The following is a 20,882-nucleotide window of genomic DNA, read 5'->3' as shown; positions in this document are numbered from 1 at the left end:
ATTCAGCTCTATATTTTTACTTAATTACGCTTCGCTCCAAATCCGTACTGCCTGAGACAGCAAAGACTTAGAGCTACTAAGATTGACTAATGGCGTCACTTTTTTAAATTGTTTTTTGCCGTTGTAATGGAAGTCGATGACTGCCGTTTCACCATTATTTGCAAATGTATATCGTTGTACCCACTGGTTCTGCGAGAGTTCGGCTACTGCTATTTCATGAGCAGAGAAAACTTCTACAACACGCTTATGAAATACTTCAAGATGATCATCTAAAAAATCAAATGCCTTATCATGTTGATTTTGTTTATAGGTAGACATCACCATACCTTCGAGTGGCACTAGCAATGTTTGTAACATGGTTGCGAGCAAACCCGTTCCACGAACATTAACCTTTGATACGACATTCTTACCGTTATAGATAAACTCAACGTCAGCAAATTGGTTGTCTGCCGTGAACATGTACCGTTCTCTATACGGAAAATGTTGAATGTCAGTGAGCTTGATTCCGCTGTCACCAATAGAGAGTTGTACTTTCTTGTAAAGATGACCAAGAGAAGAGTCCAAATCGATATCAAAACCTTCTAGTACAAGCTCCACTGAATTGGTGGGGACATCTATTGGTCTTATTGAGTCACTTTCGTTCATCCAACTTGTGTCACCCACAATATCAGGTTTTTCACCAATTCGAACCGTCGGCTCATTAAGTACATACAGCTTCTGGGCAGTACGAGTGATAGCGGTATACAGCCAACGAAAATAATCACGAGATAACGTTTTCTGATAAGGGGAATAACAATTCACTAATACATGTTGCCACTCACTGCCCTGCGCTTTATGACATGTAATCGCATAACCAAATTTGACTTTAAATGCATTAAAGTAAGGATCATCTTTCAGAGCTTGCTTACGCTCATCGCTCATCCCTTTTCGTTGTAAATGCGGATTACGATTCAAAAAATCGACGTATAATGCTTTGCTTTCATCTGAGGTTAACGACGCCTTATCATTATAAAGTAAGTGTTCAACAACTTTGCCTGTGACCGAAATTGGAGAGCCGCTTTCATCACGGAAAAGAATTTCCACATCACGAAATGTTAGGTTAACAGTCACCTTTTCAGTACTTTTGTCTTCTAGCTTTTTGTTAAAAGTAACAACCCTAGATTCTGGTTCTGACAACAACTGGCGCACCAAACCAAATTCACCATTAGTCACAGTGATATCATTTCGATAATGGTTTGCTACAGCTATGACTTTATCTCCTGCACATAACGTTGAGTGGTTAGGGAAAAAGATCTCTCTGCAACGGCGATTATAAGAATCAACTTGTGCATTAGAGTGAGCGACTATCACCACCTCTTTTGTTTTCGAAATCTGCTTTTCACACAGAGCCATGTAGCGTTCGATAAATACATCAGAAGACAACGACTCGATATCCGCTTTTGTCGTATTAAAATCAAGTTCATTGAAAGTATCAGTGTCTAACGCATGCCTTAATACCAATGCGTTATCCATGACACCGCTCCCCGCTTTTTGACGTACGACTTCCTCTAAGGTTGATTCGGCTAATGGTAATGCGTACTTCTCACGCAAATAATTGGCATCTAATGCAGGAGAGCTACGCATACCAACAGGGGGCAACTGGGCATCATCACCAATGAAAATAATTTTACGTTGTGCTTGTTGACCACCATCACGGACGTACATAAGCAAGTCTCGTAATAAATAGCCTGAGCCAAACTGAATATTATCAGTGCCAGAGAACACATCAGACAGCATCGAGGATTCGTCTACGATATAAACCGTGTCTGTGCCGTCATTATTTGGCTTTATGGTGGCAACAGGTACATGAGCTTCAGAGTCATCATCAAAAGCATCTGAGTAGTCGTAAATCGCTTTGTGAATTGTCGACGCATGATGGTTCGTTTTTTCTGCAATAACCTTGGCTGCCTTACCTGTCGGTGCCATCAGCACGCAGCTCTTGCCTTGCCTCGTAACAAAGTCAACGATCCCTTTAGCAATAAAGGTTTTACCCGTACCTGCATAACCATGGAGGATATAGCCTCCAAAACCGTTGGAAGAAAGAAAAGCACCAATACCCGCAATAGCATTCTTTTGCCCTTCGGTTAAATCCACACCTTGAAAGCAATCATTAATCTCAACTGGCTCGGTTCTTTCTCTCAATGACTCGCCAGTCTTCACTTTAACTGCCTCTCCATCTGGGTAAAAACGCGAAACTGCCAATTTTTCAATGATGTGTTCAATTTCCCATGGAGCCAAGTTAATCGCCGGACTTGCCAGCGACTCTAGTGTTCTTACCGAATGCGCCACATCTGCAACATGGAACCATCGACTAATTCCTGATGGCAATTGCTTCTCATCAAAATGGATGTCTTGATGAAAGAGGCACAAGCCAGCAATATGCCCAAGATTCGGCTCAGATTGAAACGTCACTTGCTCTTGAAGGTAGTTCAGCAAAGAGAACTTGTTATTGCGAATTTGCTGGTACGGGTTAACACTGCCGCCACCTTTTACAGTAACGTCACCAGCCATCCAACGACCATTTTCACTGAAAGCAATCTCGCCGCCGTAGTCCTTAAAATCAATCACAACAATGGCATTATGCTTAATCACAAGGGCATCTACTGGACGCCCTGCAACATAAACATTCCCGATCAAATGTAGCGATTCATCTCGGTTTCCCCATGCTTGATACAACAAATCATAAAGGCGATTGAACACTTTATTTTCGTGGGTAAACTCAAAAGGCGCAGCACGATAGGCGAAGAAACTCATGCTTCAAGCTCCACTGCCTCATTAAGCCCTAACTCGATTTCGCCCGAAAGCAATTTAGGAAGCAATGTGTCACGTAGCTTAGCCAGTTCTTCATTCTCAAGGCGATTTTGATGAGCTTTCTTCAACATCGCTCCTGTAAGCTGCCAGAATTTTTGAGCAATATCTGTTGTAGGGATTACACATGGAGTATCGGCAACAACTACGGGTTTAATTGCAGGGTACGCACCACCATCAGCTAAACGAGCATACTCGTCAATAGAGTCATCATTGGTAGTAGCTAGGTAAACAAACGATGTCCAACACTCTTCTTTTGGCGATAAAACAGCAAAGCCTGTGCTACCTGTAAGTGGTTGTTCTGTATCACCGATAAATGCAAAAGATCGATTTCCCGGACGAACAGTGCCAACAATGGTATCCCCAGAGTTCAAGATTCTTCTCGCTCGTGATGGCGCTTCACTGAAGTCATAACTTGTGACTGTTTCAATTACACCATTTTTTGTGTTTGCTAGGTCAACATAGTGAACTTGTTCGGGTTGGTTTTTCTTTGTCCATGACTTCGCATTGACTTTGGCAATATCTGCAATCACGCCCTGACTCCAGCCAACAGGAATACCAGTTTCGCTATCTAGCTTTTCTGGGAATAGCGAGGCGGTAGCCGCATCCATACCCTCCGGTTGTTCACCATTCATCTTGGCTTTGACTGGATCGAAGTCGACAAACCATGACTTAAAGATAGCTTGCGCCATTTGTTCTAGAGTTTGGTTGGTTTGATTATTTAGGTGGATTTTCTCATCAACTGAAGCTAAAAATCGACCAATTTGCTTTTGAATAAGCAAAGGAGGGAGAGGAAATTTCAACCCTGTAATATCAGTTTTCAATACTCTAGGTACTGTTGATCCTCTAATACATGCTTTTAGTTGAGATTGATTGTTAGGGCCTAAAAGAGCATACAAAAGAAAATCAGAATCGATCACATCAGACTGTCCTCTTAAAGCCATGATGCGACGGGTGATATGATAAGTTTTATCTACTGGAAATGGAGCCACCTCGCCAACGGGAGCTTCGGTTGTAATTAGTACATCCCCCTTTTTTGGGAAACCTCTAGTGGTGACTTTTTCGTACGTTTCCTGAGAAATATAAGAAACTTTATCCTTCAGTACGCGGCCATCCTTCACACTAGCGGCGGTAAGCACGGCGATACCGTCTTTAGATTTTGGCGGAGTTTTTCCACGGTAGTCAATAATGGTTTCAAGTACATCGCTCAATGCGACAATTGACCAATTAGATTGCATAACCTAACCCCGCTAGGTTCTTCTTGATCTCCGCTTCTAGCGTTGCTGACTCAGCGAACTGCTCGCTCAACTTAGCGGTTAGCGCTGCCATCTTCTCACCAAATGGAATGCCGTCATCTAGCTCTTCAGTTGCTCCAACGTAACGTCCCGGAGTTAACACAAAATCATGCTTGATGATGTCTGCTAGGGTTGCTGATTTACAGAAACCAGCTTGCTCTTGGTAAGTGATGCCATTCACTTCTGCACCAGTTTTCCAAGCGTGGTAAAGGTCAGCGACTTTCTGAATATCATCACGAGTGAAATCACGCAGAACGCGGTCTTTCATGTAGCCAAGGTTACGCGCATCAATAAACAGCACTTCACCTTTACGATCACGAAGTTTACGACCCGCTTTATCAGTGCGAGCGGTTTTATTCTTAGTTAGGAACCAAATACACGCAGGGATCTGGGTATTGGTAAACAGTTGACCCGGTAGTGCCACCATGCACTCGATAAGATCGTTCTCGATAAGCGCTTTACGAATTTCACCCTCGTTGTTGGTGGTTGAACTCATTGAGCCATTTGCTAGTAGTAACGCTTGAGAACCATCTGGCGCTAGGTGGTGAAGCATGTGCTGCATCCACGCAAAGTTCGCGTTACCTGCTGGCGGTTTACCGTATTTAAAGCGAGGGTCGTTATCATCTACGCCTGTGTTCCACTCTTTCATGTTGAACGGTGGGTTCGCCATGATGAAGTCGGCACGTAAATCAGGGTGCTGAACGTTGGTGTAAGTACTGGCAGGCTCTTTACCAAAGTCGTAATCCAAACCACGGATCGCCATGTTCATCGCTGCTAGCTGCCATGTGGTGTGGTTGTATTCCTGACCGTAGATAGAGATCTTTCGCTTTTGCGTCAGCGGGTCGATTTCTTTTTGATTCGCTCTGCGCTCAATGAACTTTTCTGATTGCACAAAGAAACCGCCGCTGCCCATTGCAGGGTCATACACACGGCCTTCAAACGGCTCAATCATTTCAACAATCAGCGATACGATGGACGCTGGCGTGTAGAACTGACCACCTTTTTTACCCTCAGCCAGAGCAAACTGACCAAGCATGTATTCGTATACGTGACCAAGAATATCTTTACTGTTTAGAGAGTTGTGATCGAACGGAATGGTAGCAATCAGGTTGATTAGCTCATTTAGCTTAGCTTGGTCAATCTTCAAAGCAGAGTATGACTTATTCAATACACCTTTCAGCTTCGGGTTATCGCGTTCGATGCCCTCAAGTGCGTTATCAATCAGGTGACCAACCGAAGTGATTTTCTTCACCTTACCGTCGATCTCAAGATCAGCACCACCAATCACTCGTGGGCCGTTATCTTGTAAGAACTGCCAGCGAGATTCGGTTGGTAGCCAGAATACGTTCTTCTCGGTGTAGAAGTCGCGTTGCTCAAGTTCAACGGCGATCTCGGCTGCCAACTCTTCTTCTGAGAAGTCGGCTGGATCTAGATAGTATTCGTGATCTGGGTTAGCAAGGTCTGCTTTGATCTCTTCCTGACGCAGCTTAAACGCATCAGAAACGTATTTAACGAAGATTAAGCCAAGTACGGCGTGTTTGTATTGTGCTGCATCTAACGTTGAGCGCAGCTTGTCTGCCGCAGTCCAGAGCTTGCTTTCAAGCTCTTTCAGGAATAGTTGTTCTTGTTGGTTCATTTCGGTTTTCTTTGATTCGAAAATATTGCGTGCATTCTACCAGTAACCATGGGGTTTTCACTGATTTCTGCCTTACTTAATAGGGATTTTTATGAAGTAAGGAGCACATCATGGTGGCTTGGAACAAAGGTAAACGAGTTGGTCAGAAAAAAGCGTTCAAACTAGAAGATATTTGGCGGATTCGAATTCGCTTAGAGCTTGAAGAACGCTTGTTTGAGTTGACACTGTTTAATCTTGCCATTGATAGCAAACTGAGGTCTTGTGATCTGAGGAACCTAAAGGTACAAGATGTCAGCCGCAGTGGTTGTGTGATGTCGAGAGCCATTGTTAAACAACAGAAAACCCAGCAAGAGGTACACTTCGAAATCACACCAAAGACACAACAAACACTGTCACAGTGGATCATTCAAAATGCGTTGGCACCAACGGACTTCCTCTTTCCCAGTCCACGCCGTGAGGGGCAGCCGATTTCATACCATTACTACACCACGCTAGTGAACCGCTGGGTGACCGATATCGGCTTACACAAAACGCAATACGGCACGCATTCACTGCGCCGAACCAAGGCTTCTTTGATCTACGCTAAAACCAAGAATCTTAGGGCTATTCAGTTACTTCTGGGTCATGCTAAGCTCGAAAGTACGATTGAATACCTTGGTGTCGAGATTGAAGATGCGCTGAGAATTTCGGAGAGTTGTGAGACGTGAGGAACAAAGTCAATTGACAATAATATTGCTGGGTCAGTTCATTGCCATATGCACTTCATACCATGTAAGATTGGACGCAAAACAAACGCATTCTTTAGATTTCGAAATGCAAATCTCATAAAAACAACTGGAAAAACTTACCATAATGGTAAATAATCAATTCAACGTAAGTGCTTTTGAACAAGAACCACCCACTGCCACAACGACTAAACGGATTCATATCGATGGTCCATTGTATGCGGTAGGAGACGTTCTAAAAATTCTGGAATCTGAGGGGAATACAACTATCCCTTGGACTCGCAAGTGTATACACGATATAGAATCACTTGCACTTGATACTGACGATATTCGAGATTTATTAAGACAAGCCATAACCCAAGGCCAATACGTGAATTCTGAATGGTGTGTTCAAAAGCCAACTGGTCCTTGGGCAGCATGTGATAGCTACCGCTTACAGAGAGAGGAGTGGCGCGAGCATGCATATAAGTATATGAGCTGTAATTATTATGTGAAATTTGCGATTGGTAAGACTGGTAAAATTCTTTTACTTGTGTCATGCCACGTCTCGCAATAAGGATTGAGCAATGACAACCAAAATTTGTCCGATCTGCGAACAAGGTCACTTGAGCGACCAAGAAGAAGTTATCCATGTTGAACACATGGGACAGCAAGGTTCAATTACTAGTCAATTTTCAACTTGTGATGTATGTGGAAGTGAACAAGCAACCCCTGCAAATGCTCGTTTTAATAAACGTGCAATGATTGCTTTCAAAAAGCAAGTTCAAGGCCTTTTGACCGGAGTTGAGGTACGTGAGCTACGTAAAGGCTGGAATTTCAGTCAAGAAGATGCTGCTAAAGTATTTGGCGGTGGTCCAGTAGCATTTTCAAAATACGAGTCTGATGACGTAATGCAATCCGAAGCGATGGATAGACTAATCAGAATCGCTCGTGATGTGCCAGCTTCTCTCGATAAACTAATGGCTGATGCTGGCGTTAAGCGCAAAATCGATGCCGACTGGACCACAGTAGCAGTGGTCAATTTCCACGAAAAATCAAATATCAAGCGAACTCACGTTGTGTACCAACATGAATTTGGCTTAGAGGCGAATTATGGCTACTAAAAATAGTAACCAATTACAGAAAGCCATTGAAAATCTAGTAATTGAAGATGTGTACCAGAAAAGTTCAAGATCATTTTGTGCTGATGACTTTGATCCTAAATCATATAGTGAGATGGAACATCTACACATCCAACAAATGCACGTTGTTCATAAGAGTGAAACTATTCAGGTTGAAGATGACGGTGAACTACTTCGTGTCTTCGTGCGCCTTGGTACACGATGGGTAGTACCATCTGATGATGAAAGCGAGCCAGATATCAAAGCCGCTATTGAAAGCGATTTTATAGCGGAATATAGAATAAACGCTCATTTAGAACAAGAATGCATCGATGCGTTCTCATTGAAAAATGCTAGCTATCATGTTTGGCCATACTGGCGCGAATACTTAAGTTCCCAATGTGAACGCATGAGACTACCAAGAGTTGTCCTCCCTACCGTACAGTTTACTAAATAGCTAAACACCTCTTATCAAACCAGTGCTACCTGCGCTGGTTTTTCCATCCCTAAGTCTCTTTTGTCCCTGAACGCCATTGCTCATAAACTTAATTGTAAGTCAATTATTAAGCACCTGAAAAAACATAGATATGAACAAAACATCCCTAGCTAAAAACTCTTTCCATCAAATCGAGTGGAGTGATGACTCTCTTTATGCCAAATGGGGCGGAAGCAAAGATCTGTTTGACCATTTTTTAAGAAAATCAGGAAAAAACAAGAAGAAATATCTCTGTGATTTATATATGGAAAATGGTGGCGACGTCCGAAATCTTCCATTCAGTTGGATGTCACCATTTGTTAGTGAAGAACTTGCGGTTGAACTCATCAAGTTAAAGAAAAAACATGATGCTATTGGCTCTGATCAAGATGAACCAGAGTTGCAACCTCACGCCTTCAAATGGCCGACTACCTTTGCAAACCATGGCACCGGAGACCTACCAGAATCTCAATGGCCTAAAGTTGGCATGCTAAAGGCTGTGGGATATCGAGTTGGATCATACGGTATTCAAAAAAATGAACGCATTGAGATTCTTAAAAACGTATATACGCAGTACCTACCTCTCGTGGAAAGTGAGGAATATATCGCACAGTGGGCAAAGCCTAGTTCTTCTGGAAGACTAAAAAAAATGGCTGAAACATTAGCAGCCTTAACTCGCAATGCTAAACGGAAAAATCAAAGTATGGGCGCAGCTATTCGTGATTGGGAAGATGACTTACAGTGGCTTAAAGATAGATATTATGAACAGTACCAAGACCACTGGAAGTGGCCGAAAATTTAAAACTCAAGCGAGTTGCCAACTCGCTTTTGTCCCGAAGTGACCTAGCATTCCTTTCTAAAAACTTACTTTCAATGCATAGATATTAAAGACGCCACATGAGAAAAATTTGGGAATATTACGATTGATTGAAAATGCGAATTTGTTCGACGAAGCTGATAATGGGGCAAAAACACTCTAGTTTACTCACCCAAAGCCACCATTGAGGCGGTTTGTCTGTAACTTCCGAAGGGCACCGTTACGGCTTCCTTTGAGCTGACAAAGCAACCATGAAAGACGTCGTGGAGTTAGCAGGTGTATCCACGGCAACCGTCTCGCGTGTTATCAATCGCACCAGTTATGTTGATCCTGTGATGTAAGAGCGCGTGGAACACTCAACCTAACTGACTCTAAACTGGAGCAAAATTTTGCCTCAGCTGGGCTTGTCCCAAGCATGGGCATTGCTTTTGGTAAAGAGGGAGCGGGGTTTGTTCGCCTTAATCTAGGCTGCCCAGCAGGCACACTAGATGAAACCTTGATACGAATTAAACAAGCACTAAGCTAGTCGTAAAAACTACAGATAAAACAAAGCCACGCGACTCAATCACCAGCGTGGCTTTTTGTTTATTGGGTTCTTTTTGTTTACTTACTTTTAGGCGCTGGGCGCTTCGCCTTACCTTGAAACTGCTTAACGCTCTTTTTATTTTGCGTGCGGCGGTTGGCTTTTTTGTCGCGAGGCGCCCGTTTGCTCTCGCCTGTCGAAGGCTTGTCTGTGACTGGGAACCCTTCCAGATCTTGCACAGGCAACTCACGTTGAGTGAGGTGGCGAATCGCGATGAGCGCATCCATTTCACCGTGACAGACCAATGATAACGCCACGCCTTGCTCGCCAGCGCGGGCGGTGCGCCCTACGCGGTGAACGTAGGTCTCCGCATGCATCGGCAGTTCAAAGTTGATCACCACGGGCAGTTGTTCAATGTGAATGCCGCGCGCTAATAAATCTGTCGCAATCAGCACCTGAGTTTGCCCAGATTTAAACTGCGCCAGCGCTTCTTCTCGCTCTGCTTGGCTCTTGTCACCGTGCAGTGCATTGGTTGAGATGCCCGCTTTATTCAGCTTCTTCGCCAAACCATCTGCGTTCTCTTTTGCGCCAATAAAAACTAATGCCTGAGTCCACGCATTTTTTTGAATCAGTTCAATCAATGCCTTGGTTTTGCTGCCTTTGTTGACGAGGTACAGCGTTTCAGCAATATCTTGGTTGGTGCTATTTTCTTGATGCGCTGCGACTTGCTTTGGAGCCTGCATAAGCAGCTTCGCTTTGCCCTTCAGCTCATCAGAAAAGGTAGCCGAGAACATCGCCGTTTGACGCTGGTTTGAAATCAGCGCAGAGATGTTTTGTACGTCAGGCCAAAAGCCCATATCCAACAGACGATCCGCCTCATCCAACACCAGATAATGGATATTGTTTAGGTCTAAACCGTTGTTTGCCAGATCAACCAAACGACCGGTTGTGGCAACAAGAAGATGAGGATTTGTCGCAAGCGCTTGCAGCTGCTGCTCTTTGTCCACACCACCACACAAACACACCGCGTTAAGGCCAAGCGCTTGACCAACTTGGTTAATCGCCTCACTCACTTGCGTTGCTAGCTCGCGTGTTGGTACCAAAATCAGCGCTTTTTGCTCTGGATGTACCCTTAGTTTTTCCAACAAAGGCAGTCCATAAGCCAGTGTTTTGCCGCTGCCTGTATTTGCTAATGCCAATAGGTCTTGACCAGCCAACAGCTCAGGAATGGCCAACGCTTGAATGTCGGTCGGTTTCTTGAAGTCTTTTGGCAGGGCTTGGATCAGCTCAGAACTCAATGAGAGAGTAGAAAATGGCATTGGCTTAACCTTGTGCTTTGGGTTGAAGAGTCAGTAAAAACAGTCACACTGCGCTAAAGCGCAGGCGCGGACTTTACCACAATCTAGTGGGCGAACCATCCCATTTTAGAAGCGAAAACTAAGCATGGTCTGAGAATCGTGCGGCAAAAACAAAAAAGCGCAGAGCCGAAACCCTGCGCTTTTAAAAGTCGGTTTTACATTGTAAATCGTTACTTGGTGTAGAAAGCGCGTTTTAGTGCCATCTCTAGGCCACGCACTTCCGCCAAACCTTTCAAGCGGCCAATGGCGGAGTAGCCTGGGTTGGTTTTCTTCTTCAAGTCATCCAGCATTTGGTGGCCGTGATCCGGTCGCATTGGGATCAAACGGTGGTTGCCCACTTCTGCGCGGCGTTGTTCTTCATCCAGAATCGCCATCACCACGTTGTACATGTCCACGTCGCCATCAAGGTGCGCCGCTTCGTGGAATGTCATCGGGTTACTTTCTTCACGCTTGGTGGAACGCAAATGGGTAAAGTAAATACGCTCGCCGTGCTTTTTGATCATCTTCACTAGGTCGTTGTCACCACGCACACCGTAAGAGCCAGTACACATGGTCAAACCGTTCATTTTGCTTGGCACTTTTTCGGTCAACCAATCGATGTCTTCGATGGTTGAAACGATACGCGGCAAGCCAAGAATTGGGCGCGGTGGATCATCTGGGTGCACCGCAAGCTTCAAGCCGTGAGCCTCACACACTGGCATAAGCTCTGCCAAGAAGTGCGCCATATGCTCACGCAGTTTGTCTTTGCTAATGCCCGCGTAGCGATCCAATTGTGCTTGGAACTCTTCTAAAGTGTAGCCTTCTTCTGCGCCCGGTAAGCCTGCAATAATGTTGCTGGTGAGCTGCTGGATTTGCGCTTCAGACATGTTGTTGAAGTATGCCAATGCCTGCGCTTGCTCAGCTTCGGTGTAATCCGCTTCCGCGCCCGGACGCTTAAGAATATGCAGCTCAAATGCCGCAAAGGCAATTTGGTCAAAACGCAGCGCTTTAGAGCCATCTGGCATTTCAAATTCTAAGTCGGTGCGCGTCCAATCAAGCACCGGCATAAAGTTGTAGCAAACGGTATCAATACCGCACTCTGCGAGGTTACGCAGGGTTTGCTTGTAGTTGTCGATCCATTGTTGGAAATTGCCCGTCTGAGTTTTGATTTCTTCGTGAACTGGCACACTTTCAACCACTGACCACGTTAAGCCCTTCGCTTCGATGATGGCTTTACGTTTTAAAATCTCTTCTTTTGACCACACTTCCCCATTTGGGATGTGGTGCAAGGCATTCACAATGCCTGTTGCGCCCGCTTGACGAATATCGTCTAGCGAAACCGGATCATTCGGGCCGTACCAACGCCAAGTTTGTTCCATGACACTCACCTTTTTTAAGACGCACTTAGCCCGCTCAATTTCTTCAAGCTAAATGCATAACGACTTCTTAATATGCAGCCGCGGCAAGGCGGCTGCGCTGACGAGAACCAGCCGAAGCTGGCAAGGTGGTTACACTTTTTCTGCGCTCAGTAACACCACAGGGTTTGAGCTGAAAAGGTAACCATCGAAATTAGGATCGTCGACGTCAGACAGTTCCAACAGGCGCTGTTTTACGTTTTCAAGGTGCTGCCACATGGCATTTTTGGCGGCGATAGGATCTTTGCGCTGTAATGCTGCTAAGATTTTTGCATGATCATCAAGCCACTCTTCACGATAGTCTTGACTGCTGATGTGAGAATGCAGTTTTTTCCACATCGGGCTTTTTTCGCGTCGTTCCCATGATTGTCTCAACATGTCCACCAGCACAGAGTTTTGTGTTGCCTCTGCAATGCACATGTGAAACTTCTCATCACCGTTACAATCTTCCGTGCCACTGGCCAGCTCATCTCGTTCGAGCTTAAGTGCGGCACGCATTTTCACGATGTCTCCCGGCGTCACTTGCGTGGCAGCAAATTCAGCGATATTGCTTTCGAGCAACTGACGCGCTTGGAGCATTTCGAACGGACCTGCGTCATCGCTGATCACGTTCTCACGAGCGTTATTTTTAGAAGGAATATTAATGACGTAAACACCAGAACCTTTTTTCACTTCGACTAAGTTTTCCAGTTCCAACATAATGATCGCTTCACGCACCACGGTACGGCTAACGTCTAAACGTTCAGCAATATCGCGTTCTGGCGGTAATCGATCCCCCACTTTATAGTGGCCGTTGATCAACTCTTTTCTCAGTACTAAGCCTATCTCTTGATACGGTCTTTTCGGTTCAAAAGGCATCATGATGATATTGTCACTATATTCCATCTAACTACTCACGCCATCATAACGACCAATTATAATTGGTCAACCTATATGTACCAGAATGTGGTAACACCTTGTTTTTATTTTACAATTACGACGATTTATTTTAATTACTGTACTGCTTTGATTCTCTCAATAAGTTGATTTAATTGAGGATTGCTCTTTTCAATCTCTTGATACATTGGTTGAACAGCTTCCACAAAAGCCGCTTTATTGGGTTCAACAAATGTCACGCCCATTTTTTCTGCTTTTGCGCGCTCTTTGGCTTCCGATTCTGCCCACAATTTCTTCATATATTCTGAAGAATCTGCCGCGGCTTTCATCAACGCTTGTTGCTGCTCAGGCGTCAGCTTGTCGTAAGTTTTGGTCGAGATAACCAGCACATCCGGCACCATGGTGTGCTCATCCAAGCTGAAGAATTTTGAGACTTCGCTGTGACGGCTCAAGCTGAACGACGGGATGTTGTTTTCCGCAGCATCCACCACGCCTTGTTGTAGTGCAGTGTATAGCTCACCGTAGGCCAGTGGCGTTGGGTTACCGCCCAGAGCTTTCACCATCGCAATCGCGGATGGGCTTGGCTGCACGCGCACTTTTAAGCCTTTGAGATCCGCTGGGGTATTAATCGGTTTGCTGGTGTAGAAACTGCGTGCGCCCGCATCGTAGTAGGTCACGCCAATAAAGCCACTTTGGGCAGAAGAGTTAAGAATCTCACGGCCAACTTCACCATCGGTCACTTTGTAGTAATGCTCTTTATCACGGAACAAGTACGGTAAGTTAAAGGCTGAGTAAGCAGGCGAGAACGCTTCCAGTTCTGCCGCGTTGCTCTTCACCATGTCCAGAGCGCCATTTTGCATCAGCTCCATCGATTCACGTTGTGTGCCTAGCTGAGCATCAGGATAAATACGAATGCGTACTTCCCCACCCGTTAACTCACGTACTTCTTTTGCCATGTAATCCATTGCTTTGTGCACCGCATGGTCACGTGGGTGGTTGTGACTGAGTTTCAAAGTGGTCGCAGCATAAGCAGACGCAGTGGCGCCGAAGGTCATTGCAGCACCGACAAGGGCACTTATTAGAGTCTTACGCGTCATCATTGTTCTTGTCTCCGTGGATTGGTTGTCCAATGTGTAGGGTATTTTTAGTTTTTAAACGGTATTTCTTGTTTCGAAGCCATTATTGGCGATCAAAAAAGCAACCGTCAAAACAAAAAAGCAAATTGATTGACCAAAATCACACTAATCACCCTTAAATTGGTTAACCAATTCATTTGTGAAGCTGCTCACGTGACAACCAAATCGCCTAACTTATAATCCACTCAGAACAACATGCCTATTTTGAGACCCTACACAAATACGCTCGCCCACATTGGTAAACCAATTGTTATGCAGTCCGCGTGTTTACTTTAAGGAAATGAAAATGAATAAATTGGTCACGTATATCAACAGGGGGTTGGCAGCATTTACTGTCTCTCTTTCGACCTTTCTTGTCTTCTGCGTGGTTTGGCAGGTGCTTTCACGCTACGTACTCGGTAAACCAAGCACCGTCACAGATGAACTGGCTCGCTATCTCTTTATGTGGGTGGCGCTTATCGGTGCCGCTTACACCACAGGTCTCAAACGTCACCTCGCCATTGACCTTTTGACGATGAAACTCAAAGGCAAGAAAAAACTGGTGAATGAAATCGTCATCCAAGTGGCCATCGCGCTCTTCTCTTATGTGGTGTTGGTCCACGGCGGAACACAATTGGCACTCAAAACATTGGCCACTGGCCAGCTAACCCCAGCATTGGGCTTAGAGATGGGCTACATCTATTTCTGTCTGCCTATCAGTGGCGCACTGATGATCTTTTATTCCGTGATTTTCGCTTATGAGCGCGTCAAACAATTAATGTCTGGTGAAACCCTAGTCACCGACTCACAACTTGATTCTTAGAGGGTTCCACAATGGAATGGCAATTAATTCTTACCTTATTTGGCAGCTTCGCTGTATTACTGGCAATTGGTGTACCGGTTTCCTTTGCGATTGGTCTTTCTTCACTGGCGACCATTTTAATGGGCCTACCATTAGAGCCTGCGATTGCGGTTGTCGCTCAGCGCATGGCCGCAGGTCTTGATAACTTTGCTCTACTGGCGATCCCGTTCTTTATCTTGGCGGGTAACATCATGAACCAAGGTGGTATCGCACTGCGCCTGATTAACTTTGCCAAAGTGTTAGGTGGCCGTCTTCCTGGTTCCCTAGCGCACGTGAACGTGATGGCGAACATGATGTTTGGTTCAATTTCTGGTTCAGCCGTCGCATCTGCCGCAGCGGTTGGCGGCACCATGTCGCCTTTGCAAAAGAAAGATGGCTACGATGAAAACTTTTCTGCCGCGGTAAACATCACTTCTTGTCCATCGGGTTTGTTGATCCCGCCAAGTAACACCTTGATCGTGTTCTCGTTAGTCTCTGGCGGTACCTCTATCGCGGCGCTGTTCCTTGCCGGTTACATTCCGGGCATCTTGATGGGTCTGAGCATCATGGTGGTGGCTGGGATCATCGCCAAACGTCGTGGTTACCCAATTGCGGCTCGTCCAACGCTAGCAATGGTTTGGGATACCTTTCTAAAAGCGGCACCTTCATTGGCTCTGATTATGGTCATTATGGGTGGCATCATCGGCGGTATCTTTACGGCTACCGAGGCCTCCGCCATCGCCGTGGTCTACACCTTTGTTTTGGCGGTGTTGGTGTATCGCGAAGTGAAATGGCGTGACCTTCCGAAGATCATCTTAGAATCTGCCGTCACCACATCGATTGTTTTGTTGTTGGTTGGCGCGTCTATGGGCATGTCTTGGGCGATGGCGAATGCCGACATTCCATACATGATTGCCGATGCGCTACTGGCGATCTCTGACAACCCTATGATGATTCTGCTCATCATCAACATCATCTTGCTGATTGTCGGTATCTTTATGGATATGACGCCAGCAGTACTGATCTTCACGCCGATCTTCCTGCCAATCGCACTGGATATGGGCATCGACCCGGTTCACTTTGGCATCATGATGACCTTCAACTTGGCGATCGGTATCTGTACTCCACCAGTTGGTAGTGCGTTGTTTATCGGTTGTTCCGTGGCGAACGTTGCCATCGACAAAGTGATCAAGCCACTGCTGCCATTCTACGTTGCACTGATTGCGGCCCTAATGGCGGTGACCTTTATTCCTGAACTCAGTCTGTTCTTACCAAAACTGGTCCTAGGCTACTAACTCTTTCAATGAATCATCCCGCAGAGCACTCTGCGGGAGAAGGGAAATAAAATGAAAACCATTGCAAACTCTACCCTAAATGCTGCTGTTTCACTGCCAGATTACGACCGTTCAACGCTTACAAGCCGTATTGTTCACCTCGGTTTCGGTGCTTTCCACCGTGCGCACCAAGCTCTGTTCACCCATGAAATGCTGAGCAAAACGGGTTCTGATTGGGGCATTTGCGAAATCAACCTATTTGGCGGTGAAGAGTTAATTCAATCGCTGCGCGCGCAAGACCACCTCTACACCGTGGCAGAGAAAGGCGCAAAATCGACAGAGATAAAAGTGATTGGTTCAGTCACCGAGTCACTGCACCCAAGCCTCGACAGCATTCAAGCGGTGTTAGAAAAAATGGCCGAACCACAAGTGGCGATCGTTTCAATGACGATTACCGAAAAAGGCTACTGCGCCGACCCCGCAACGGGCACGCTCGATAAAAATAACCCGCTCGTGATTGCGGATCTTGCTAACCCAACTGAGCCAAAATCGGCACTGGGTTACATCGTGCAAGCACTGAAGATGCGTCGTGAACGCGGTCTGACACCATTTACCGTGATGTCTTGTGATAACGTGCAAGAAAACGGTCACGTAGCAAAAGCAGCGGTACTGGAGTTCGCTCAACTGCTCGACCCTGAATTGCGCGACTGGATTGCAACCAACGTCACCTTCCCTTGCACTATGGTTGACCGCATTGTGCCAGCAGCCACAGAAGAGACACTGAGCGAAATCGCCGATCTGCTTGGCTGTGAAGATCCATGTGGCATCGCTTGTGAACCTTTCCGTCAATGGGTTATCGAGGACAACTTCGTGGCAGGTCGTCCGGATTGGAACGTGGCTGGCGCAGAATTTGTTGCCGACGTTGTGCCTTACGAAGAAATGAAGCTGCGCATGCTAAATGGTAGCCACTCGTTCCTCGCCTACCTAGGCTACCTTGGTGGTTACGCGCATATCTCTGACACCATGACAGACGAAGGCTACCGCAAAGCGGCATTCGACATGATGATGCAAGCGCAAGCCCCTTCGCTGACCATGCCAGAAGGCACCGTTCTAGAAGGCTACGCCAAGCTGCTTATCGAGCGCTTCACTAACCCAAGCTTGAAACACAAAACATGGCAAATCGCGATGGATGGCAGCCAGAAGATCCCACAACGCATGGGTGGTAGCTTGCGATTCCATCTTGCTCAAGGCTCTAACTTCTCATGGTTGGCAACAGCAATTGCAGGTTGGATGCGCTACGTATCCGGCGTGGACGAGCAAGGCAACGACATTGATGTCCGCGATCCCATGGCAGAGACACTACGTCAGATTTGCGACCAGCACGGCTTGAACGTTTCTGTTGTGCCTGCGTTGCTCGCTGTTGAAGCCATCTTCCCTGCAGAGCTTGGTCAACACCCACAAGTGATTGATGCGGTGAGCAGTGCTTACCAATCGCTAATCGATAACGGTGCTCGTGCCACTGTCGCCGCGTTGTAATAGGAGTTAACGATGAAGAATTTCTTGTGTGAAGACTTTTTACTCTCAAATGAAACTGCGCGTCGCTTGTACCATGAGCATGCGTTCCACCAGCCAATTTATGATTACCACTGCCACCTAAATCCAGCGGAAGTAGCGCAAAACCGCCAGTTCGATAACTTGGGTCAAATCTGGCTTGAAGGCGATCACTACAAATGGCGTGGCATGCGCTCGGCAGGCATTGAAGAGCGTTTGATTACGGGTGATGCGAGCGATTACGACAAATACATGGCGTGGGCGAAGACGGTTCCTCAAACCTTGGGCAACCCGCTTTACCACTGGACACACCTAGAACTGCGTCGCCCATTCGGCATTACCAATACACTGTTTAGCCCAGATACCGCTGACCAAATTTGGCATCAATGTAATGAGCTACTGGCGACACCTGAATTTACAGCTCGCGGCATCATGCAGCAAATGAATGTCGTAATGGCGGGCACGACTGATGATCCTATCGATTCACTAGAACACCACAAAGCGATCGCAGAAGACGATACCTTTAACGTCAAAGTGCTGCCGAGCTGGCGTCCGGATAAAGCGTTCAAGATTGAATTGGACGTGTTTGCGGATTACATGCACAAACTGGGCGAAGTCGCAGACATTGAGATCCGCCGCTTTGATGATTTATTGAGTGCACTCGATAAACGTTTGGCACACTTCGATGCGCATGGTTGTCGTGCGGCAGACCACGGCATTGAGATCGTCCGTTACGCGCCGATCCCAAGCGAGGCTGATTTAGATGCGTTGCTGACCCGTCGTTTGAATGGCGAAGTATTGTCTGAGCTTGAATGCGCGCAGTTCTCTACCGCGGTTCAAGTTTGGCTCGGAAAACGCTACGCGAAGTTGGGCTGGGTCATGCAGCTCCATATTGGCGCTCAACGCAACAACAGCACACGCATGTTCCAACTGTTAGGTGCTGATGCTGGCTTTGACTCGATTGGCGATCGCCCATTTGCTTTTGAGCTGGCACACCTGTTGGATGAAATGGACCAAACCAACGAGCTGCCTCGTACTATTCTTTACTGTTTGAACCCTCGTGATAACGAAATGATGGCGACCATGATGGGTAACTTCCAAGGTGGCGGCATCGCGGGCAAAGTGCAGTTTGGCTCGGGTTGGTGGTTTAACGACCAGAAAGATGGCATGCAACGCCAAATGGAACAGCTTTCTCAACTTGGTTTGCTCAGCCAATTCGTCGGCATGTTAACCGACTCGCGCAGCTTCTTGTCTTACACTCGTCACGAATACTTCCGCCGTATCCTGTGTGACATGGTCGGTCGTTGGGCAGAGAACGGCGAAGTTCCAAATGACCTATCGTTGCTTGGTCCTATGGTTGAAGGCATCTGTTTTGGTAACGCGAAGCGCTACTTTGAAGAGAGGGCGTAACCAATGAAGCACATCGCCATTATTGGTGAATGTATGATTGAGCTGAATGGCAAACCGTTCGGCTCAATGCATCAAACATTTGGTGGGGATACGCTCAACGCTGCGGTTTATTTGAGCCGCGGCTGCGAAGCCAATAGCAAGCCTGATGAAGTTAAGGTCTCTTACGTTACAGCGCTTGGCAATGACCCAATCAGTACGGGTATGCTGACTCGCTGGGAAGAAGAAGGCATTTCGACAAACTTAGTGCTGCGCGATGAGACTCGAACGCCGGGTTTGTATTTGATTCAACTTGATGACCAAGGTGAGCGTACGTTCCTATATTGGCGTAACCAATCAGCTGCGCGTTACTTACTTCAACATCCACATTTTGGAATGGTTAAACAAGCGTTAACTCAGGTTGATGCGGTGTTTCTCAGCGGTATCTCTTTGGCCATCTTGCCAGATGAAGACCGAATTTCACTGCTTAATTTATTGGTTGAACTGAAAGCTCAAGGCGTTGAAATCGCTTTTGATAGCAACTTTCGCCCTGCATTGTGGCCTAACGACGATAATCAAACCGTCAAAAATGTTTACCAAGCTATGTACCAACTGACGGACGTTGCCTTGGTGACGTTTGATGATGAGCAATTGATCTGGGGTGACGAAACACCAGAGCAAACCATTGAACGCCTTACCTCTCTTGGCGTGGGCAAATGCATCGTCAAGCTCGGCGCAGATGGCTGTTTGGTTCAAGACTCAACCAATCAGGGTTCGAGCGCGGCTCTGGCTCCACAAGCCGTGCCAACCCAACCTGTCGCTCAAGTTGTGGACACCACATCGGCGGGCGACTCATTCAATGGTGGCTTTTTATCGGCATACCTTGCTGGCGCCGATCTCGCGACCTCATGTCAAAGAGGCAACGCACTGGCAGGTGCTGTGATTCAACATCGCGGTGCCATCATTCCCAAAGCATTCACACAACCGGCGCTTGGCGTCGTTTAAGGAACACTCATGTCTAGCATTAAAGAACAATTGAAAGCTCTGAAAGTCATCCCTGTTATCGCCATCGATAAAGCAGAAGACATTATCCCACTGGGTAAAGTACTGGCAGAAAACGGACTCCCAGCCGCTGAAATCACCTTCCGTTCAGCAGCGGCTGCAGAAGCAATTCGCCTACTGCGTGAAACCCAGCCAGACATGCTGATTGGCGCAGGTACAGTACTGAATCGTGAGCAAGCGATCGCAGCAAAAGAAGCGGGCGCAACCTTTATCGTCTCACCTGGCTTCAACCCCAATACCGTCAAAGCGTGCCAAGAAATCGGCATTGATATCGTACCGGGTGTGAACAACCCAAGCACAGTTGAAGCCGCACTGGAAATGGGATTAACCACCTTGAAGTTCTTCCCTGCAGAAGCCTCTGGCGGCATCAACATGGTGAAATCACTGCTTGCCCCCTACACCGACATCGAACTAATGCCAACAGGTGGTATTAACCCTGCGAACATCAAAGATTACTTAGCTATCCCGCGCGTATTGGCCTGCGGCGGAACCTGGATGGTAGACAAGAAACTGATTGAAGCAGGTAACTGGGAAGAGCTTGCGCGCCTAACTCGCGAAGCGGTTGCGCTTGTCAATGAGTAATCGCTTTTAGCGATTGAATAAAGTG

Annotated in this window: 18 protein-coding genes and 2 pseudogenes; 13 read left to right on the top strand and 7 right to left on the bottom strand. The window is 46.5% G+C overall.

What is annotated here, in order from left to right; genetic code table 11:
* Nucleotides 1–24: 24 nt before the first annotated feature.
* Genes AOT11_RS18185 through AOT11_RS18175 form a run of 3 tightly spaced genes read right to left on the bottom strand, consistent with a single transcriptional unit; the run spans nucleotide 25 to nucleotide 5,778 of the window.
* Nucleotides 25–2,793 carry an AAA family ATPase gene (locus AOT11_RS18185; protein WP_017421387.1) on the bottom strand — a complete coding sequence of 923 codons (2,769 nt, stop codon included), beginning with the start codon at nucleotides 2,791–2,793 and terminating at the stop codon, nucleotides 25–27.
* Entirely contained in the window at nucleotides 2,790–4,085 is a 1,296-nt protein-coding gene (locus tag AOT11_RS18180; protein WP_017421386.1) for a restriction endonuclease subunit S, read from the bottom strand. Before AOT11_RS18180 ends, AOT11_RS18185 begins: the two co-directional genes overlap by 4 nt.
* A complete protein-coding gene (locus AOT11_RS18175; RefSeq protein WP_017421385.1) occupies nucleotides 4,075–5,778 on the bottom strand; it encodes a type I restriction-modification system subunit M in 1,704 nt (567 codons plus the stop codon). Before AOT11_RS18175 ends, AOT11_RS18180 begins: the two co-directional genes overlap by 11 nt.
* Nucleotides 5,779–5,888: 110 nt before the next feature.
* Here AOT11_RS18175 and AOT11_RS18170 point away from each other — a divergent pair, with 110 nt between their 5' ends.
* The 7 genes and pseudogenes from AOT11_RS18170 to AOT11_RS23960 all read left to right on the top strand — a co-directional run.
* The gene (locus tag AOT11_RS18170; RefSeq protein ID WP_017421384.1) at nucleotides 5,889–6,485 is read left to right on the top strand and encodes a tyrosine-type recombinase/integrase; all 597 of its coding nucleotides are present in this window, start codon (nucleotides 5,889–5,891) and stop codon (nucleotides 6,483–6,485) included.
* A 145-nt stretch (nucleotides 6,486–6,630) separates the two neighbouring features.
* Nucleotides 6,631–7,059, top strand: a complete 429-nt coding sequence (locus AOT11_RS23640) for a hypothetical protein (RefSeq protein WP_017421383.1) — start codon at nucleotides 6,631–6,633, stop codon at nucleotides 7,057–7,059.
* A 10-nt stretch (nucleotides 7,060–7,069) separates the two neighbouring features.
* Nucleotides 7,070–7,606 carry a type II toxin-antitoxin system MqsA family antitoxin gene (locus AOT11_RS18160; protein ID WP_017421382.1) on the top strand — a complete coding sequence of 179 codons (537 nt, stop codon included), beginning with the start codon at nucleotides 7,070–7,072 and terminating at the stop codon, nucleotides 7,604–7,606.
* Nucleotides 7,596–8,060 carry a hypothetical protein gene (locus tag AOT11_RS18155; protein ID WP_017421381.1) on the top strand — a complete coding sequence of 155 codons (465 nt, stop codon included), beginning with the start codon at nucleotides 7,596–7,598 and terminating at the stop codon, nucleotides 8,058–8,060. The genes AOT11_RS18160 and AOT11_RS18155 overlap by 11 nt, the downstream gene beginning before the upstream one ends.
* A gap of 130 nt (nucleotides 8,061–8,190) precedes the next feature.
* The gene (locus tag AOT11_RS18150; protein ID WP_017421380.1) at nucleotides 8,191–8,880 is read left to right on the top strand and encodes a hypothetical protein; all 690 of its coding nucleotides are present in this window, start codon (nucleotides 8,191–8,193) and stop codon (nucleotides 8,878–8,880) included.
* Nucleotides 8,881–9,146: 266 nt separating this feature from the next.
* A pseudogene (locus AOT11_RS18145) lies at nucleotides 9,147–9,230 on the top strand (LacI family DNA-binding transcriptional regulator); the annotation flags it as partial.
* 20 nt (nucleotides 9,231–9,250) lie between these two features.
* Nucleotides 9,251–9,421: pseudogene (locus AOT11_RS23960) on the top strand (aminotransferase); the annotation flags it as partial.
* Between the two features lie 77 nt (nucleotides 9,422–9,498).
* Here AOT11_RS23960 and AOT11_RS18140 read toward each other — a convergent pair.
* The 4 genes from AOT11_RS18140 to AOT11_RS18125 form a co-directional block, all read right to left on the bottom strand.
* Complete coding sequence (locus AOT11_RS18140; protein WP_026050505.1) at nucleotides 9,499–10,737, bottom strand: DEAD/DEAH box helicase; 1,239 nt, start codon at nucleotides 10,735–10,737, stop codon at nucleotides 9,499–9,501.
* A gap of 209 nt (nucleotides 10,738–10,946) precedes the next feature.
* Nucleotides 10,947–12,134 carry a mannonate dehydratase gene (uxuA, locus tag AOT11_RS18135; protein WP_026050504.1) on the bottom strand — a complete coding sequence of 396 codons (1,188 nt, stop codon included), beginning with the start codon at nucleotides 12,132–12,134 and terminating at the stop codon, nucleotides 10,947–10,949.
* Between the two features lie 129 nt (nucleotides 12,135–12,263).
* Nucleotides 12,264–13,055, bottom strand: coding sequence for an FCD domain-containing protein (locus tag AOT11_RS18130; protein ID WP_011081967.1), 792 nt, complete (start codon nucleotides 13,053–13,055; stop codon nucleotides 12,264–12,266).
* A 107-nt stretch (nucleotides 13,056–13,162) separates the two neighbouring features.
* Nucleotides 13,163–14,146, bottom strand: coding sequence for a TRAP transporter substrate-binding protein (locus AOT11_RS18125; RefSeq protein WP_026050503.1), 984 nt, complete (start codon nucleotides 14,144–14,146; stop codon nucleotides 13,163–13,165).
* Between the two features lie 322 nt (nucleotides 14,147–14,468).
* Between AOT11_RS18125 and AOT11_RS18120 the strand changes: the two genes are divergently transcribed.
* Genes AOT11_RS18120 through AOT11_RS18095 form a run of 6 tightly spaced genes read left to right on the top strand, consistent with a single transcriptional unit; the run spans nucleotide 14,469 to nucleotide 20,857 of the window.
* Nucleotides 14,469–14,984, top strand: coding sequence for a TRAP transporter small permease (locus AOT11_RS18120; RefSeq protein ID WP_005461368.1), 516 nt, complete (start codon nucleotides 14,469–14,471; stop codon nucleotides 14,982–14,984).
* Nucleotides 14,985–14,995: 11 nt separating this feature from the next.
* Nucleotides 14,996–16,297 carry a TRAP transporter large permease gene (locus tag AOT11_RS18115; protein ID WP_017421378.1) on the top strand — a complete coding sequence of 434 codons (1,302 nt, stop codon included), beginning with the start codon at nucleotides 14,996–14,998 and terminating at the stop codon, nucleotides 16,295–16,297.
* A gap of 51 nt (nucleotides 16,298–16,348) precedes the next feature.
* Nucleotides 16,349–17,812, top strand: a complete 1,464-nt coding sequence (locus tag AOT11_RS18110; RefSeq protein ID WP_017421377.1) for a fructuronate reductase — start codon at nucleotides 16,349–16,351, stop codon at nucleotides 17,810–17,812.
* A 12-nt stretch (nucleotides 17,813–17,824) separates the two neighbouring features.
* Complete coding sequence (uxaC, locus tag AOT11_RS18105) at nucleotides 17,825–19,237, top strand: glucuronate isomerase (RefSeq protein ID WP_017421376.1); 1,413 nt, start codon at nucleotides 17,825–17,827, stop codon at nucleotides 19,235–19,237.
* A 3-nt stretch (nucleotides 19,238–19,240) separates the two neighbouring features.
* Nucleotides 19,241–20,218: a sugar kinase gene (locus tag AOT11_RS18100; RefSeq protein WP_017421375.1), complete on the top strand. Its 978-nt coding sequence runs from the start codon at nucleotides 19,241–19,243 to the stop codon at nucleotides 20,216–20,218.
* A gap of 9 nt (nucleotides 20,219–20,227) precedes the next feature.
* Nucleotides 20,228–20,857 carry a bifunctional 4-hydroxy-2-oxoglutarate aldolase/2-dehydro-3-deoxy-phosphogluconate aldolase gene (locus AOT11_RS18095; protein WP_005429019.1) on the top strand — a complete coding sequence of 210 codons (630 nt, stop codon included), beginning with the start codon at nucleotides 20,228–20,230 and terminating at the stop codon, nucleotides 20,855–20,857.
* Nucleotides 20,858–20,882 lie beyond the last annotated feature (25 nt).

This window comes from Vibrio vulnificus NBRC 15645 = ATCC 27562 (assembly GCF_002224265.1).
In the GTDB taxonomy this organism is placed as follows: domain Bacteria; phylum Pseudomonadota; class Gammaproteobacteria; order Enterobacterales; family Vibrionaceae; genus Vibrio; species Vibrio vulnificus.
This window is presented reverse-complemented; position numbering and strand designations above follow the sequence as displayed.